Here is a 14,838-nt window from a genome sequence, read left to right as displayed (position 1 = left end):
CGTACACCACCAGCTCCTTGGGGTTCTCGGCCACCTGCGGGTCGAGGTTGTTCATCAGCATGCGCAGCGGCGCTTCGGTCAGCCAGCTCTTGGCGGTCAGCTTGTTGCCACGCGGGGCGCGGATTTCTACGTCACGGTATTTGTTGTTGTCAGTCACGGGAATGTCCTCTGCGGTCAGGTCGACGGCGGTGTGTCGATGGGGATATACAAACACACCTTTACTTGTATGTACAAGCATGGACAACTAAAAATTTTCGACCGTTCCTCGCCCGGCAGAAATGAGCAGGGGCCGCTGCGCGACCCAATCGCGGGCAAGCCCGCTCCCACAAGTACTGCGCCGCCTGCCAGGGCTACGCGGAATCCTGTGGGAGCGGGCTTGCCCGCGATTGGGCTGCACAGCAGCCCCTTTTCACGGTGAAAATATCAGCGTGGCATCAGTTCGATCAGGCAGAACCGTCCCTGCACATCCAGCTCCAGCAAGCCGTCGTTGCCTTCCAGGTGCAGGCAGTCGTACAAGCCCAACTGCTGTACCCCATGCCCCGGCACGCTCGCCTCGACATGCCCGCTGGCCGCGAACAACAACACCGTCGACGCCGAACTGTACGCCCGCTGGGTGCCGTCGAACCATTGCAGCCGTGCCCGGTAGCGTTGGGGCGCATAGATCAGGTTGAAGTCGCGGATCGGCCCGCCCAGCAGCTTGCAGCTGACCTGGCTTTCGCCACCGAACGCGAAGGCATCGAACGGCAACAATGGCCGACTGGCCTGGCCATCGACCAGCAGGCGCATGCCGTCGCCCTGCAGCACGGTGATGATCCGCTGGTAGCCGGCAAAGGTGGAGAACCCACCGGACTCCTCGATATCGGCGATCGACAACCGCCAACCGAAGCCCTCCAGGCCCTCGCCGGCGTCGCGGGTGATCTCTTCGGTGAAGCCTCCACCGTTCTTCCAGGGCATGCGCGGGTAGTCTTGGGCGCGCAACAGCTGCAACGGGCTCATTTGCTGAATCGTCCTTCCAGGCGATGACGGGAACCGGGGTGGATCAGCCGCGCGGCGGTCACCGGCTGGCGGCCGGACCAGGTGCGGCGGCGGATCAACAGGCAGGGCTCGCCACGCTCGATCTGCAGCAGGCGGCATTCGTCGGGCTCGGCGAGGATGGCTTCGACCACGTGCTCACCCTCGGTCAGCGGCGCGACCTGAGACAGGTAGGCGTAGGGCGTCTGCCGGGTGAAGTCCTGCTTGAGGTAGTCCGGGGCGACCTGCGCGTTGACGTAGCGGTCCTCGATCTGCACCGGAACGCCGTTCTCGTAGTGCACGATCAGCGAATGGAACACCCGCCCGCCTTCACGCATGTCCAGGGCCAGGGCGCGCTCGGAGCCAGCGGCCTCCTCGGCGAGGGTGATCACCTGGCAGCTATGCTGGTGGCCACGGCCGGCGATCTCGTCGGCGATGTTGTTGACTTCGAACAACGCCGAACGAGTCTTGGGCTCGGCGACGAAGGTGCCGACGCCCTGCATGCGTACCAGCAGGCCTTCGGCGGTCAGTTCGCGCAAGGCGCGGTTGATGGTCATGCGGCTGAACCCCAGCTGGCTGACCAGTTCGCTTTCCGAGGGCACCCGGTGATGCGGCGGCCAGCTGCCGTTCTCGATCTGCTGGACGATCATCTGCTTGACCCGGGCGTAGAGCGGCGCCGGCCCTTCGCCCATCTGGGCAACCAGCGCGGAGACAGGAGGTGTCGGCACGGCTTTGTTTCCTTGTGCGATTGAATGAGCGGTAGCTTGCCGGAGTTTACCTGGCAGGCAAACGTCTGTATATGTATATACAAATAATCAGAACGGGGTTATCCACCGATGTCCGCCTATTTCGCCGAACGCGCCCTGCTGCCTACGGGCTGGGCCCGCAATGTCCGCCTCGAGGTCAGCGACGACGGCCACCTGTCCAAGGTCGACGCCGAGGCCTCGGCCGAGGGCGCCGAGCGGCTGGCCGGCCCGCTGCTGCCGGGCATGCCCAACCTCCACTCCCATGCTTTCCAGCGCGCCATGGCAGGCCTTGCGGAAGTGGCCGGCAACCCCAACGACAGTTTCTGGACCTGGCGCGAACTGATGTACCGCCTGGTTGGCCGGATCACCCCGGAGCAACTGCAGGTCATCGCCCGCCAGCTGTATATCGAGATGCTCAAGGCCGGCTACACCTCGGTGGCCGAATTCCACTATGTGCACCACGACCCTCAAGGCCAGGCCTATGCCGATCCGGCCGAACTGTCCCGGCGCATCAGCACGGCGGCCGCGGCCTCGGGCATCGGCCTGACCCTGCTGCCGGTGCTGTACAGCCACTCGGGGTTCGGCGGCCAGCCTCCCAGCGAGGGGCAGCGTCGCTTCATCAACTCCACCGAGCGTTACCTGGACCTGCAGCAGCAGCTCGCGCCGCTGCTGGCGGCGCAACCGGCACAGCGGCTGGGGCTGTGCTTCCACTCGCTACGCGCAGTCACCCCGGAGCAACTGGCGACGGTACTGGCCGCCGGCGATCCAGCCAGCCCGGTGCACATCCATATCGCCGAACAGCAGAAGGAGGTCGACGACTGCCTGGCCTGGAGCGGGCGTCGTCCGCTGCAATGGTTGTACGAGCATGTGGACGTCGACCAGCGCTGGTGCCTGGTCCATGCCACCCATGCCGACCCTGGCGAAATCACCGCCATGGCGCGCAGCGGCGCGGTGGCCGGCCTGTGCCTGACCACCGAGGCCAACCTGGGCGACGGTATCTTCCCGGCGGTGGACTACCTGGCCCAAGGTGGCCGCCTGGGTATCGGCTCGGACAGCCATGTGTCGCTGAGCGTGGTCGAGGAACTGCGCTGGCTGGAGTACGGCCAGCGCCTGCGTGACCAGCGGCGCAACCGCTTGTACCGGGGCGACCAGCCGATGGTCGGGCGCACGCTGTATGACGCGGCGCTGGCGGGCGGTGCCCAGGCGCTGGGCCAGGCGGTGGGCGAGCTGGCGGTCGGCAAGCGCGCCGACTGGCTGGTGCTCGATGGGCAGGACCCTTACCTGGCCACGGCCAGTGGCGATGCCATTGTCAATCGCTGGTTGTTCGCCGGCAGCGATCGCCAGGTGCGCGATGTGATGGTCAACGGGCAATGGGTGGTGCGCCAGGGACGACACGGGCAGGAAGAGGAAAGCGGGCGGGCGTTCGTCGAGGTGCTGCGCCAGTTGCTCGGCTGATGCGGGCAAGCGCCAAGCCCGTCAGTTGAAACTCAGCGTCGCCAGTTGGGGCCGCTTCGCGGCCTCAAATGGCTCATGGAACTACCTTGAAAGGCAGCGGTACAGGCTTTCAATGCCTGCTGACGATCTGCTTGTCCGCTTCCCGCCAGATCAGCCGCGTGGTGTCGTACCCCTGCTGCCGCGCCCTGGACAGCAGGCTCTCGCGCTCCCACGCCGGCAGGTTCGGGTTGCGCGACAGAATCCACAGGTACTTGCGGTCGGGGCTGCCGACGATCGCCGTGCGGTAGCGCTCATCCACGTACAGGATCCAGTACTCGCCCCTGGCCACGCCTGGCACCAGGCGGGTGAACCAGTTGTCGAACTCCACCCACAGCCGGTCGGTGCGCCCCTGCTCCTGGGGCTTGGCCTTGCCTTCGGCGCGCAGCCACTCGTCGCCCAGGGTGCGACAGCGGTTGATCACGGCGACGCTGCCATCGGGCTTGAGGCTGTAATGCGCCTCGGACTGGGCGCACTCACGCTGGTAGGCCATCGGCAGGCGCGCCAGCTCGAACCACTTGCCCTGGTAGCGCTTGAGGTCGACGGTACCGGCGGTCTTGGGCGCCAGCGGGTCGTTGGCGGAGGTGGCGCAACCGCCCAGCAGCATGGCCAGGCAAAGCCCCAGCAGCAGGTACAGGGGCCTCATTTGAGACCCTGCCCGGAATACATCAGCACCTTGTCCGCCGCGTACTGCACGCTGATGAAGCTCGTCTCGTCCCCCCAGGTGCAACTGCTCATGCCCAATGCCCCCGAACATTCAGTGGGCGTGCCAAGCAGTTGCTCGACCTCGGCCTTGCTCATGCCGGCCTTGAGCTTGGAATAGTTTTCCTGGTTGATCTTGCTGCAGGCGGTCAGGACGACGCACAAGGACAACAGGGCGAGGGAACGCAACGACATGAAGGGACACTCCTGGAGATGTAGGCACAAGCGCAACGGCCTGCAGGCAGCTTAGAAGGCAAAAAGCCGCCTCGGTTCCCTGGCCACCCCGCTTTTACCCCCTGCCGTTGGTCGGTTGATGGCAGATGGCAGTGGGGCCGCTTTGCGCGGCCCCAGCAGGATCAGAACCTGGACCCAGGTTCCAGGAGAAAGTCCATCTCTTCGCTGGTACTCGGCCTGCCGAGCACCAGGTTGCGATGCGGGAAGCGCCCGAACCGAGCGATCACCCGCTGGTGCTGCTCGGCATAGTCAAGGAACCCCTCGAACAGCCGGCGGTTGGCCTCCGGCTGCTCGTCCAGCAGCATCTGGTAGCGTTCGACGCACAGGTTCTGCCAGTCCAGCACCTCGGCATGCTCCAGCACCAGCAGCACGAACACCCGCTGGATCGGCAGCAGCTGGTAGTCCCAGCCCTTCTGCAAGCCCTGCATGGCCACCACCTGGGCACGCCGGTCGCCCTCGAAGGCGCGTGGCGTGTCGCGGTGGATCATGCGCGGCAACTGGTCGAGCAGCAACAGCAGGCCAAGCCAGCCCTGGGGACTCTGCTGCCACTCGTCCAGGCCGCCGGCCAGGGCATGCTCCACGAGTTCGCCGAAGTACTCGCGCGCCTCGTCGTCGTGGTGCTTGCCGAACCACAGCGTACTCTTCTCGTCAGCCACGGCCTGGGGGCTGGCCCCCCAACCGAACCACCATTCCAGCAACGGCTGCCAAGGTGCGAGCATGACTTACTCCTTGTGGTAGGCGGTGACGCGCTCCACCTCTTCCTTCGAGCCGAGGATCACCGACACGCGCTGGTGCAGGCTCTCTGGCTGGATGTCGAGGATACGCTCGTAACCGTTGGTGGACGCGCCACCGGCCTGCTCGATGATGAACGACATCGGGTTGGCCTCGTACATCAGGCGCAGTTTGCCCGGCTTGCTCGGCTCGCGGGCATCGCGTGGATACATGAACAGGCCGCCACGGGTCAGGATGCGGTGCACGTCGGCGACCATCGAGGCGATCCAGCGCATGTTGTAGTTCTTTTTCAGCGGGCCGGTGTCGCCGGCCAGCAGTTCGCCCACGTAGCGCTGCACCGGGGCTTCCCAGTGACGCTGGTTGGACATGTTGATGGCGAATTCGGCGGTGCTTTCCGGCACGCGGATGTTCTCGTGGGTCAGGACGAAGCTGCCCAGCTCGCGGTCCAAGGTGAAGCCCTTGACGCCATTGCCCAGGGTCAGCACCAGCATGGTCTGCGGGCCATAGATGGCGTAGCCAGCGGCGACCTGCTTGGCGCCTGGCTGGAGGAAGGCCTTCTCGTTCAGCGTTTCGTTCTGGCTCAGGTACTCGTTCGGGCAACGCAGCACCGAGAAGATGGTGCCGACCGAGACGTTGACGTCGATGTTCGACGAGCCATCCAGCGGGTCGAAGACCAGCAGGTAGCCACCCTTGGGGTACTTGCCCGGGATCTGGTAGGCGTTGTCCATTTCCTCGGAAGCCATGCCGGCCAGGTGACCGCCCCACTCGTTGGCCTCGAGCAGGATCTCGTTGGAGATCACGTCGAGTTTCTTCTGCACCTCGCCTTGCACGTTCTCGGTGCCCAGGCTGCCGAGCACGCCGCCCAGGGCGCCCTTGGACACGTTATGGCTGATTTCCTTGCACGCACGCGCCACCACTTCGATCAGGAAGCGCAGATCGGCAGGGGTATCGTTGCTGCGGGTCTGCTCAATCAGATAGCGACTCAGGGTAACGCGGGACATGTATGGCTCCGAAGATGGAAAGGGGTAGAAAAACCCCCGCAGTTTACAGGGAGAGTTGCGGGCTAGCGAGCAGTGAGACTCGTCTGGGCTTTCAGACGGCACATCGGGCAGTGAGTTCAGCCAGTGCCGGGCCGGTTGTCAGGTGAGGCCTCATTGGCGGGCCTCGATGCCGGTCAGTCTAGACTTCCAGCTGTCATCTGGGGCGCGAAGCGGCCCCCAAAAGCACCGCTCGCCCCATGAGTGCCCTTCCTCAATCCAGGGCCTTCCAGATCTCGGTGGCATATTCGCGGATCGTCCGGTCCGACGAGAACCAGCCCATCCGCGCCGTGTTGAGCACCGCCATGCGCCACCAGTCCTGGGGCGCGTGCCAAAGCTCCTCGACCCGCCGCTGGGCATCCCAATAGGCGTCGAAGTCGGCGCACACCAGGAAGCGGTCATGAGCCACCAGCGAATCCAGCAGGCCCGCGTAACGCGCCGGGTCATCCGGCGAGAACACCCCGCTGCGGATCGCCTGGAGTACATCTCCCAGGCGGTTCGAGGCGGCGATCGCCGTGGCCGCGCCGAAGTCGCCCGCACGCCGGCGCGCCTCCACCTGCTGCGCGGTCAGGCCGAAGATGAACATGTTATCGGCACCGACCTGCTCGCACATCTCGACGTTGGCGCCGTCCAGGGTGCCGATGGTCAGGGCGCCATTGAGGGCGAACTTCATGTTGCTGGTGCCCGAGGCCTCGTAGCCGGCCGTGGAGATCTGCTCGGACAGGTCCGCGGCGGGGATGATGCTCTCGGCCAGGCTGACGTTGTAGTTGGGCAGGAACACCACCTTGAGCAGGCCCCGCACGGTCGGGTCGTTGTTGACCACCCGGGCGATGTCGTTAGCCAGCTTGATGATCAACTTGGCCTGGTGATAGCTGGCGGCAGCCTTGCCGGCGAAGATCTTCACCCGTGGCACCCAGTCGGTGTCCGGCTCGGCGCGCATGGCCTGGTACAGGGCCACGGTGTGCAGCAGGTTGAGCAGCTGGCGCTTGTATTCGTGGATGCGCTTGACCTGCACGTCGAACAGCGCCTCGGGGTTGACCGTCACACCCAGGCGATCCTGGATGATGCTGGCCAGAGCACGCTTGCTGTGCAGACGCTGGGCGGCGAACTGGCGGCGGAAGGTGGCCTTGTCGGCGAACGGCGCCAAGGCTTCGAGCTTGCCTTGCGGGTCGTCCAGCACCTCCGCGCCCAAGGCTTCGACCAACATGGCGGTCAACTGCGGGTTGGCCTGGAACAGCCAGCGACGGAAGGTGATGCCGTTGGTCTTGTTGTTGATCCGCTGCGGGTAGAGTTTGTGCAGCTCGGCGAACACCGTGCTCTTCATCAGCCGGCTGTGCAGCGCCGAGACGCCGTTGACGCTGTGCGAGCCAAGGAACGCCAGGTTGCCCATGCGCACCCGGCGGCCGTTGTCCTCCTCGATCAGCGACACCGCCCGCAGCACGTCGAAGTCGTGCAGGCCTTTGGCCCGCAGGGCGTCGATATGGTAGGCGTTGATCAGGTAGATGATCTGCATGTGCCGGGGCAGCATGCGCTCCATCAGGGCCACCGGCCAGGTTTCCAGGGCCTCGGGCAGCAGGGTGTGGTTGGTGTAGGCCAGGGTGCCGACGGTCAGGTCCCAGGCGGTGTCCCAGGGGATCTCGTGCTGGTCGACGAGCAAGCGCATCAACTCGGCCACGGCGATCGACGGGTGGGTGTCGTTGAGCTGGATGGCCGCGGCCTCCGGCAGGTTGAGCAGGTTGTCGTGCATGTTCAGGTGGCGGCGCAACAGGTCCTGCAGCGAGGCCGAGACGAAGAAGTACTCCTGACGCAGGCGCAGCTCCTGGCCGGCCTCGGTGCTGTCGGCCGGGTAAAGCACCCGCGAAATGCTCTCGGCCCGCGCCACCTCGGCCACCGCCCCCAGGTGGTCACCGGCATTGAAGCGCTCCAGGTGCAGTTCCTCCAGGGCCCGTGCGCGCCACAGGCGCAGGGTGTTGACGCTGGCCCCGCGCCAGCCGACCACCGGCGTGTCGTAGGCCACCGCCCGCACCGTCTCGCCCGGCCACCAGACCTGGCGCTGCTGGCCGTGGGTGTCGTACACCGTCTCGACGCTGCCACCGAAGCTGATCGGGTAGATCACCTCGGCCCGCTCGAACTCCCAGGGGTTGCCGAAATCCAGCCAGTGCTCGGTCTGCTCCTGCTGCCAACCGTCGACCAGCGCCTGCCGGAACAGGCCATGCTCGTAGCGGATGCCATAGCCATGGGCGGCGATCCCGAGGGTGGACATGCTTTCCATGAAGCACGCCGCCAGGCGCCCCAGGCCGCCGTTGCCCAGGGCCGCATCGGGCTCGAGCAGACGGATGCGCTCGAGGTCCACGTCCAGCCCTTCCAGTGCCTCGCGGGCGATGTCCAGCAGGCCCAGATTGCTCAGGCTGTCGTATAGCAAGCGGCCGATGAGGAACTCCAGGGAGAGGTAGTAGACCCGCTTCTGGCTGCGCCGGTAGGCCTGTCGGGTGTGGTCCATCCAGTGATCGACCATGTGATCGCGGGCAGCCAGGGCGATGGCCTCGAACCAGTCGTGGTCGAAGGCGTGCTCCGGGTCCTTGCCGACCGCATAGGTCAGCTTGGCCAGTACAGCGGCGCGAAAAGCAGCCACCTCTGCGTCACGAGCTTTGGGTTCCTGGGACATGCGGCATCCTCGGGCAAGTTGACGAAAGCGGAGGGAGATTGTTCAGCCTAGACGCTTCGACACGGAGCGACAGTGCCGGTTCGCGGTTTTCATGATCCGTTGGGCAATCGGGCGAAAGGTTGTTCACAAATTGAACGGCTCCGGTATGATCGCGCGCCCCAAGACCGTGATCCGCCCCCATAACGATGAAACCGACCCTGATCGCCGCCGCCGAAGTCGACCGCCTGGATACCTGGCAACGCTATGCCAGCCACATGTGCGGGGGCTGCCATTCGACCTGTTGCACCTTACCCGTGGAGGTGAAGATCAAGGACCTGATCCGCATCGGCGTGGTGGATGAGTTCGAGAAGGACGAACCGCCGAAGAACGTGGCCAAGCGCTTGCAGAAGGAAGGCATCATCGAGCGTTTCAACCAGAAGTCAGGGATCTTCACCCTGGCGCGCATGAGCAACGACGACTGCCTGTACCTGGATCGCAAGAGCCGGATGTGCACCATCTACGACGTACGGCCAGACACCTGCCGCAACCACCCGAAGGTGGGGCCGCGACCGGGGTATTGTGCATACAAACCGAAGCAAACCGGGCGCTGAGCCTTTTTATCGGCCGGGCAAGCCTCGATCCCTGCCGGTTGAGCGGACCTTGAGATCCTGGGGCCGCTGCGCGCCCCAAAACGACAACACACCCCTTAACCACCAGCATTGGAACGATGCCCCGCCGTCTCGACAATGCAGGCATGAAAAACCCGGCCAGCCAGCCGGGTTTTTCATGCCTCAAAGCAGCATCACTTGCTCGCGCGCTTACGCTCGTTCTCGGTCAGCAGCTTCTTGCGCAGGCGGATCGACTTCGGCGTCACTTCGACCAGCTCGTCTTCGTCGATGAACTCCAGGGCCTGCTCCAGGGTGAACTTCACCGCCGGGGTCAGCTGGACGGTGTCGTCCTTGCCGGAAGCACGCATGTTGTCGAGCTTCTTGGCCTTGGTCGGGTTGATGACCAGGTCGTTGTCACGGCTGTGGATACCGGCCAGCATGCCTTCGTAGACTTCGTCGCCCGGCGACAGGAACAGCTTGCCGCGGTCCTGCAGGGTTTCCAGGGAGTAGGTCAGCGCGGTACCGCCAGCCATCGAGACCAGCACGCCATTCTGGCGGTGGGTCACGCCACCGGCCTTGATCGGGCCGTACTTCTCGAAGGTGCTGGTCAGGATGCCGGTACCCGAGGTCATGGTCAGGAAAGCGTTACGGAAGCCGATCAGGCCACGGGCCGGGATGATGTACTCCAGGCGGATACGGCCCTTGCCGTCCGGCACCATGTTGGTCAGGTCGCCCTTGCGCAGGCCCATCTGCTCCATCACCGGGCCCTGGTGCTGTTCCTCGATGTCGATGGTGACGTTCTCGTACGGCTCCTGCTTCTCACCGTCCTTCTCGATGATCACCACTTCCGGACGGCCCACGGCCAGCTCGAAGCCTTCACGGCGCATGGTTTCGATCAGGACCGACAGGTGCAGCTCGCCACGGCCGGAAACCTTGAACTTCTCCGGGCTGTCGCCCTGCTCGACACGCAGCGCCACGTTGTGCAGCAGCTCCTTGTCCAGGCGGTCCTTGATGTTACGGCTGGTGACGAACTTGCCTTCCTTGCCGGCGAACGGCGAGTCGTTGACCTGGAAGGTCATGCTCACGGTCGGCTGGTCGACGGTCAGCGGCGGCAGCGCCTCGACGTTCTGCGGGTCGCACAGGGTGTCGGAGATGAACAGCTCGTCCATGCCCGAGACGCAGACGATGTCGCCGGCTTCGGCCTCGGCGACTTCGACGCGCTGCAGGCCCGAGTGGCCCATGATCTTCAGCACGCGGCCGTTGCGCTTGGTGCCGTCGTCGCTGATGGCCACGACCGGGGTGTTGGTCTTGATCTTGCCGCGGGTGATGCGGCCGATGCCGATCACGCCCAGGAAACTGTTGTAGTCCAGCTGGGAGATCTGCATCTGGAACGGGCCTTCGGTGTCGACGACCGGGGCCGGCACATGGTCGATGATCGCCTGGAACAGGGCGTCCATGTTGTCGTCCATGTTCTCGTGGTCCATGCCGGCGATGCCGTTCAGGGCACTGGCGTAGACGATCGGGAAGTCCAGCTGCTCATCGGTGGCGCCCAGGTTGTCGAACAGGTCGAAGATCTGGTCGATGACCCAGTCGGGACGGGCGCCCGGACGGTCGATCTTGTTGACCACGACGATCGGACGCAGGCCGGCCTTGAACGCCTTCTGGGTCACGAAGCGGGTCTGCGGCATCGGGCCGTCCTGGGCGTCGACCACCAGCAGTACCGAGTCGACCATCGACATCACGCGCTCGACCTCGCCACCGAAGTCGGCGTGGCCGGGGGTGTCGACGATGTTGATGTTGTAGCCGTTCCACTTGATGGCGGTGTTCTTCGCCAGGATGGTAATGCCGCGTTCCTTTTCCTGGTCGTTGGAGTCCATCACGCGCTCGCTTTCCGCCTCTTTGCGGTCGAGGGTGCCGGAGAGCTTCAGCAGCTTGTCGACGAGGGTGGTCTTGCCATGGTCGACGTGGGCAATGATGGCAATGTTGCGCAGATTCTCAATCACTGTGTGTTTCTCGATCTAGGTATTCGGTGACCGCTGCCCGCAGGCATCGGGTTCAAGGCATTCGGCGCTCAGTACCGGTCGGGAGGACGATGGCGAGAACGGTCGCCATCGTGCTTCCTAGGCGGGGCGATAAACGCGCACATTGGCGTGTCCCTCGCTGAGCAGGTGATGAGCATGCAGACGGCTCATGACACCTTTATCGCAATAAAGCAGGTACTGACGGTTGGCATCCAGGTGCTTGAAGCGACTGTTGAGCGCGTAGAACGGCAGCGCCTGGACTTCGATGCCTTCGAGCACCAGGGGTTCGTCTTCCTGGGCGTCCGGGTGACGGATGTCGAGGATGATCTGGCCCGGCAGGGCCTCGCTCACTTCCTCGACCTCGATATCCTGGCCTAGCTCGTCGATGACGTGGTCGATCGAGATGAAGCGGGCGCGCTCCAGGGCGCGCTCGAGCACCGCCATGTCGAACTGGTTCTCTTCATGGGCGACCCGGTGCGGCTTGGCACAGGTGGTCGGGTTCACCGAGATCACGCCGCAATATTCGGGCATGTGCTTGGCGAACTCGGCGGTGCCGATCTGGTAGGCGGTGTCGATGATGTCTTGCTTGTGGCTGGCCAGCAGCGGGCGCAGCACCAGCTTGTCGGTGGCCTGGTCGATCACCGCCAGGTTCGGCAGGGTCTGGCTCGATACCTGGGAAATCGCCTCGCCGGTGACCAGGGCGTCGATCTCCAGGCGCTCGGCGACCTTGGCCGCGGCGCGCAGCATCATGCGCTTGAGGGTCACGCCCATGTAGCTGTTGTCGACCTTGCCGAGGATCTCGCCGACCACTTCCTCGAACGGCACGCTGATGAACAGCACGCGCTGGCTGCTGCCGAACTTCTTCCACAGGTAGTGGGCGACTTCCATCACCCCCAGCTCGTGGGCGCGGCCACCGAGGTTGAAGAAGCAGAAATGGGTCATCAGGCCACGGCGCATCATCTGGTAGGCGGCCACGGTGGAGTCGAAGCCGCCGGACATCAGCACCAGGGTCTGCTCCAGGGCGCCCAGCGGGTAGCCGCCGATGCCCGGGTGACGAGTGTGCACCACATAGAGGCGCTGGTCGCGGATCTCCAGGCGCACTTCCACCTCGGGGTGCTTCAGGTCGATACCTGCGGCGCCGCATTGCTGGCGCAACTGGCTGCCGACATAACGGTCGACGTCCATCGAGGTGAAGTCGTGGTGGCCGCCGCGCTTGCAGCGCACGGCGAAGCGCTTGCCGGCCAGCAGCGGGCCGAAGTGTTCCTTGCACTTGGCGACGATGTCGTCGAAGTCGCCCAGCGGGTATTCCTCGACCTGCAGGAAGTGGGCGATGCCCGGGGTGCAGGTGAGGCGCTCGACCATCTCGCGCTGGACCTTCTCGTCCTCGACGCGGGTGACCACCTCGAGATTGTCCCAGACACCATCGACCACCAGCTCGGGATCCAGGTCCTTGAGCACCAGGCGGATGTTCTTGCTGAGCTGGCGGATGAAACGCTTGCGCACCGGCCGGCTCTTGATGGTGATTTCAGGGAAGACTTTGACGATGAGTTTCATTGGATAACAGCGCGCGCGGGGCCTGCCGAAAATGAGGGGCGCGAATTATAGCGGAAATTGCTCAAGGTTTGAGCAACTTTTGAGCAGAAGGTTTTGGTATTTCGACGATAGGGAATGATTTTCGGGGTGCCTGTACCGCCCCTGTCGCCGGCAAGCCAGCTCCCACTGGGGCCCAAGCCCTGCAAACCGCATCGACTGTCTTTGACTCGCCCCTCTGTGGGAGCGGGCTTGCCCGCGAATAAGGCCAAGGCAGTCAGCGCAAAATCCAGCAAGCACCATATTGGTGCATCCAGCCAGAAAAACGCCTCTTATAGGTGCAGCCTAAAGCCCCCTAACCCCGCAAAACGCCCGAAACCGCCAGGTTTTATCCCCGCCTCGCCATTTTTGGGCACTGGCATGCAATTTGCTCTCTTGTGAGGCAGGTAAGCTTGGCCGACTATCCGCGCCCGGCGACACCCTTTTTCCAGGGCAGCGGCCCACCGCGCCCTAGACCCATCCGGAGGACAACATGTCGAAGTCGGTTCAACTCATCAAAGATCATGACGTCAAGTGGATTGATCTGCGTTTCACGGACACCAAAGGCAAACAGCACCACGTCACCATGCCCGCTCGCGATGCGCTGGACGAGGACTTCTTCGAAGCCGGCAAGATGTTCGACGGCTCGTCGATCGAAGGCTGGAAAGGCATCGAAGCCTCCGACATGATCCTGATGCCGGACGACTCCTCCGCCGTGCTCGACCCGTTCACCGAAGAGCCGACCCTGATCCTGGTCTGCGACGTGATCGAGCCTTCCACCATGCAAGGTTACGACCGCGACCCACGCGCCATCGCCAAGCGCGCCGAGGAATTCCTGAAGTCCACCGGCATCGGCGACACCGTGTTCGTCGGCCCGGAGCCTGAGTTCTTCATCTTCGACCAGGTCAAGTTCAAGTCCGACATCTCCGGCTCCATGTTCAAGATCTACTCCGAACAAGGCTCCTGGATGACCGACCAGGACGTCGAAGGCGGCAACAAGGGCCACCGTCCGGCCGTCAAGGGTGGCTACTTCCCGGTTCCGCCATGCGACCACGACCACGAGATCCGTACCGCCATGTGCAACGCCATGGAGGAAATGGGCCTGGTCGTCGAAGTTCACCACCACGAAGTCGCCACCGCCGGCCAGAACGAGATCGGTGTGAAGTTCAACACCCTGGTCACCAAGGCTGACGAAGTCCAGACCCTGAAGTACTGCGTGCACAACGTCGCCGACGCCTATGGCAAGACCGCGACCTTCATGCCGAAACCGCTGTACGGCGACAACGGCTCGGGCATGCACGTCCACATGTCGATCTCCAAAGACGGCAAGAACACCTTCTCCGGCGAAGGCTATGCCGGCCTGTCCGACACCGCCCTGTACTTCATCGGCGGCATCATCAAGCACGGCAAGGCCCTGAACGGCTTCACCAACCCGTCCACCAACTCCTACAAGCGCCTGGTGCCAGGCTTCGAAGCGCCGGTCATGCTGGCCTACTCGGCCCGCAACCGCTCGGCCTCGATCCGCATCCCGTACGTCTCGAGCCCGAAAGCCCGCCGTATCGAAGCGCGCTTCCCGGACCCGGCCGCCAACCCGTACCTGTGCTTCGCCGCGCTGCTGATGGCCGGCCTGGACGGCATCCAGAACAAGATCCACCCAGGCGATGCCGCCGACAAGAACCTGTACGACCTGCCGCCTGAAGAGGCCAAGGAAATCCCGCAGGTCTGCGGCAGCCTGAAGGAAGCCCTGGAAGAGCTGGACAAGGGCCGTGCGTTCCTGACCAAGGGCGGCGTGTTCTCCGACGACTTCATCGATGCCTACATCGAGCTGAAGTCGGAAGAAGAGATCAAGGTCCGCACCTTCGTCCACCCGCTGGAATACGACCTGTACTACAGCGTCTGATGTAGGCGACGCCTCGCGTCGACGCCCTCATCGAAACGGCCTCCCTCGGGAGGCCGTTTTCGTTTTCGCGTCCCGCTCCGATGGAAAGCGGCAGGCAGCCCTCTCGCACCCTATGCTCTATATTGGTGCACAGAAAACCGCTA

General features: G+C 64.1%; 13 protein-coding genes. 3 read left to right on the top strand and 10 right to left on the bottom strand.

The genetic code is table 11. The features are described 5' to 3' along the window. From WCE05_RS03060 to hutC, 3 genes are all read right to left on the bottom strand, one after another. A partial coding sequence (locus tag WCE05_RS03060) for a hypothetical protein (protein WP_225787713.1) occupies positions 1-157 on the bottom strand: 157 nt, incomplete at its 3' end. 266 nt (positions 158-423) lie between these two features. Then, on the bottom strand, positions 424-996 hold the full coding sequence (locus WCE05_RS03055) for a HutD family protein (protein WP_225787471.1): 573 nt from the start codon (positions 994-996) through the stop codon (positions 424-426). Then, on the bottom strand, positions 993-1,703 hold the full coding sequence (gene hutC / locus WCE05_RS03050) for a histidine utilization repressor (RefSeq protein WP_368815428.1): 711 nt from the start codon (positions 1,701-1,703) through the stop codon (positions 993-995). The genes WCE05_RS03055 and hutC overlap by 4 nt, the downstream gene beginning before the upstream one ends. A 144-nt stretch (positions 1,704-1,847) precedes the next feature. Here hutC and WCE05_RS03045 point away from each other — a divergent pair, with 144 nt between their 5' ends. After that, positions 1,848-3,212 (top strand): formimidoylglutamate deiminase, encoded by a 1,365-nt coding sequence (locus WCE05_RS03045; RefSeq protein WP_368815426.1) that lies wholly within the window; start codon positions 1,848-1,850, stop codon positions 3,210-3,212. Between the two features lie 109 nt (positions 3,213-3,321). Here WCE05_RS03045 and WCE05_RS03040 read toward each other — a convergent pair whose 3' ends face one another. From WCE05_RS03040 to WCE05_RS03020, 5 genes are all read right to left on the bottom strand, one after another. Continuing rightward, positions 3,322-3,894, bottom strand: a complete 573-nt coding sequence (locus WCE05_RS03040) for a lipocalin family protein (RefSeq protein ID WP_225787473.1) — start codon at positions 3,892-3,894, stop codon at positions 3,322-3,324. Continuing rightward, positions 3,891-4,145 (bottom strand): outer membrane protein assembly factor BamE, encoded by a 255-nt coding sequence (gene bamE / locus WCE05_RS03035; RefSeq protein ID WP_225787474.1) that lies wholly within the window; start codon positions 4,143-4,145, stop codon positions 3,891-3,893. The genes WCE05_RS03040 and bamE overlap by 4 nt, the downstream gene beginning before the upstream one ends. Before the next feature lie 161 nt (positions 4,146-4,306). Further along, positions 4,307-4,903 carry a DUF924 family protein gene (locus WCE05_RS03030; RefSeq protein WP_225787475.1) on the bottom strand — a complete coding sequence of 199 codons (597 nt, stop codon included), beginning with the start codon at positions 4,901-4,903 and terminating at the stop codon, positions 4,307-4,309. 3 nt (positions 4,904-4,906) lie between these two features. Continuing rightward, a complete protein-coding gene (locus WCE05_RS03025; protein WP_225787476.1) occupies positions 4,907-5,917 on the bottom strand; it encodes a class 1 fructose-bisphosphatase in 1,011 nt (336 codons plus the stop codon). Positions 5,918-6,167: 250 nt separating this feature from the next. Beyond that, on the bottom strand, positions 6,168-8,618 hold the full coding sequence (locus tag WCE05_RS03020; RefSeq protein ID WP_368815425.1) for a glycogen/starch/alpha-glucan phosphorylase: 2,451 nt from the start codon (positions 8,616-8,618) through the stop codon (positions 6,168-6,170). 185 nt (positions 8,619-8,803) lie between these two features. Between WCE05_RS03020 and WCE05_RS03015 the strand changes: the two genes are divergently transcribed. Continuing rightward, positions 8,804-9,208 carry a YkgJ family cysteine cluster protein gene (locus WCE05_RS03015; RefSeq protein WP_368815424.1) on the top strand — a complete coding sequence of 135 codons (405 nt, stop codon included), beginning with the start codon at positions 8,804-8,806 and terminating at the stop codon, positions 9,206-9,208. Between the two features lie 191 nt (positions 9,209-9,399). Here the strand turns inward: WCE05_RS03015 and typA are convergent, their stop codons facing one another. Next, the gene (typA, locus tag WCE05_RS03010) at positions 9,400-11,208 is read right to left on the bottom strand and encodes a translational GTPase TypA (protein WP_225787479.1); all 1,809 of its coding nucleotides are present in this window, start codon (positions 11,206-11,208) and stop codon (positions 9,400-9,402) included. A 117-nt stretch (positions 11,209-11,325) separates the two neighbouring features. Further along, positions 11,326-12,780 carry a tRNA uracil 4-sulfurtransferase ThiI gene (thiI, locus tag WCE05_RS03005; protein ID WP_225787480.1) on the bottom strand — a complete coding sequence of 485 codons (1,455 nt, stop codon included), beginning with the start codon at positions 12,778-12,780 and terminating at the stop codon, positions 11,326-11,328. 508 nt (positions 12,781-13,288) lie between these two features. Here thiI and glnA point away from each other — a divergent pair. Next, positions 13,289-14,695, top strand: a complete 1,407-nt coding sequence (glnA, locus tag WCE05_RS03000; RefSeq protein ID WP_225787481.1) for a glutamate--ammonia ligase — start codon at positions 13,289-13,291, stop codon at positions 14,693-14,695. Positions 14,696-14,838 lie beyond the last annotated feature (143 nt).

Source organism: Pseudomonas sp. I2 (assembly GCF_040984075.1).
Taxonomy (GTDB): domain Bacteria; phylum Pseudomonadota; class Gammaproteobacteria; order Pseudomonadales; family Pseudomonadaceae; genus Aquipseudomonas; species Aquipseudomonas guariconensis_B.
This window is presented reverse-complemented; position numbering and strand designations above follow the sequence as displayed.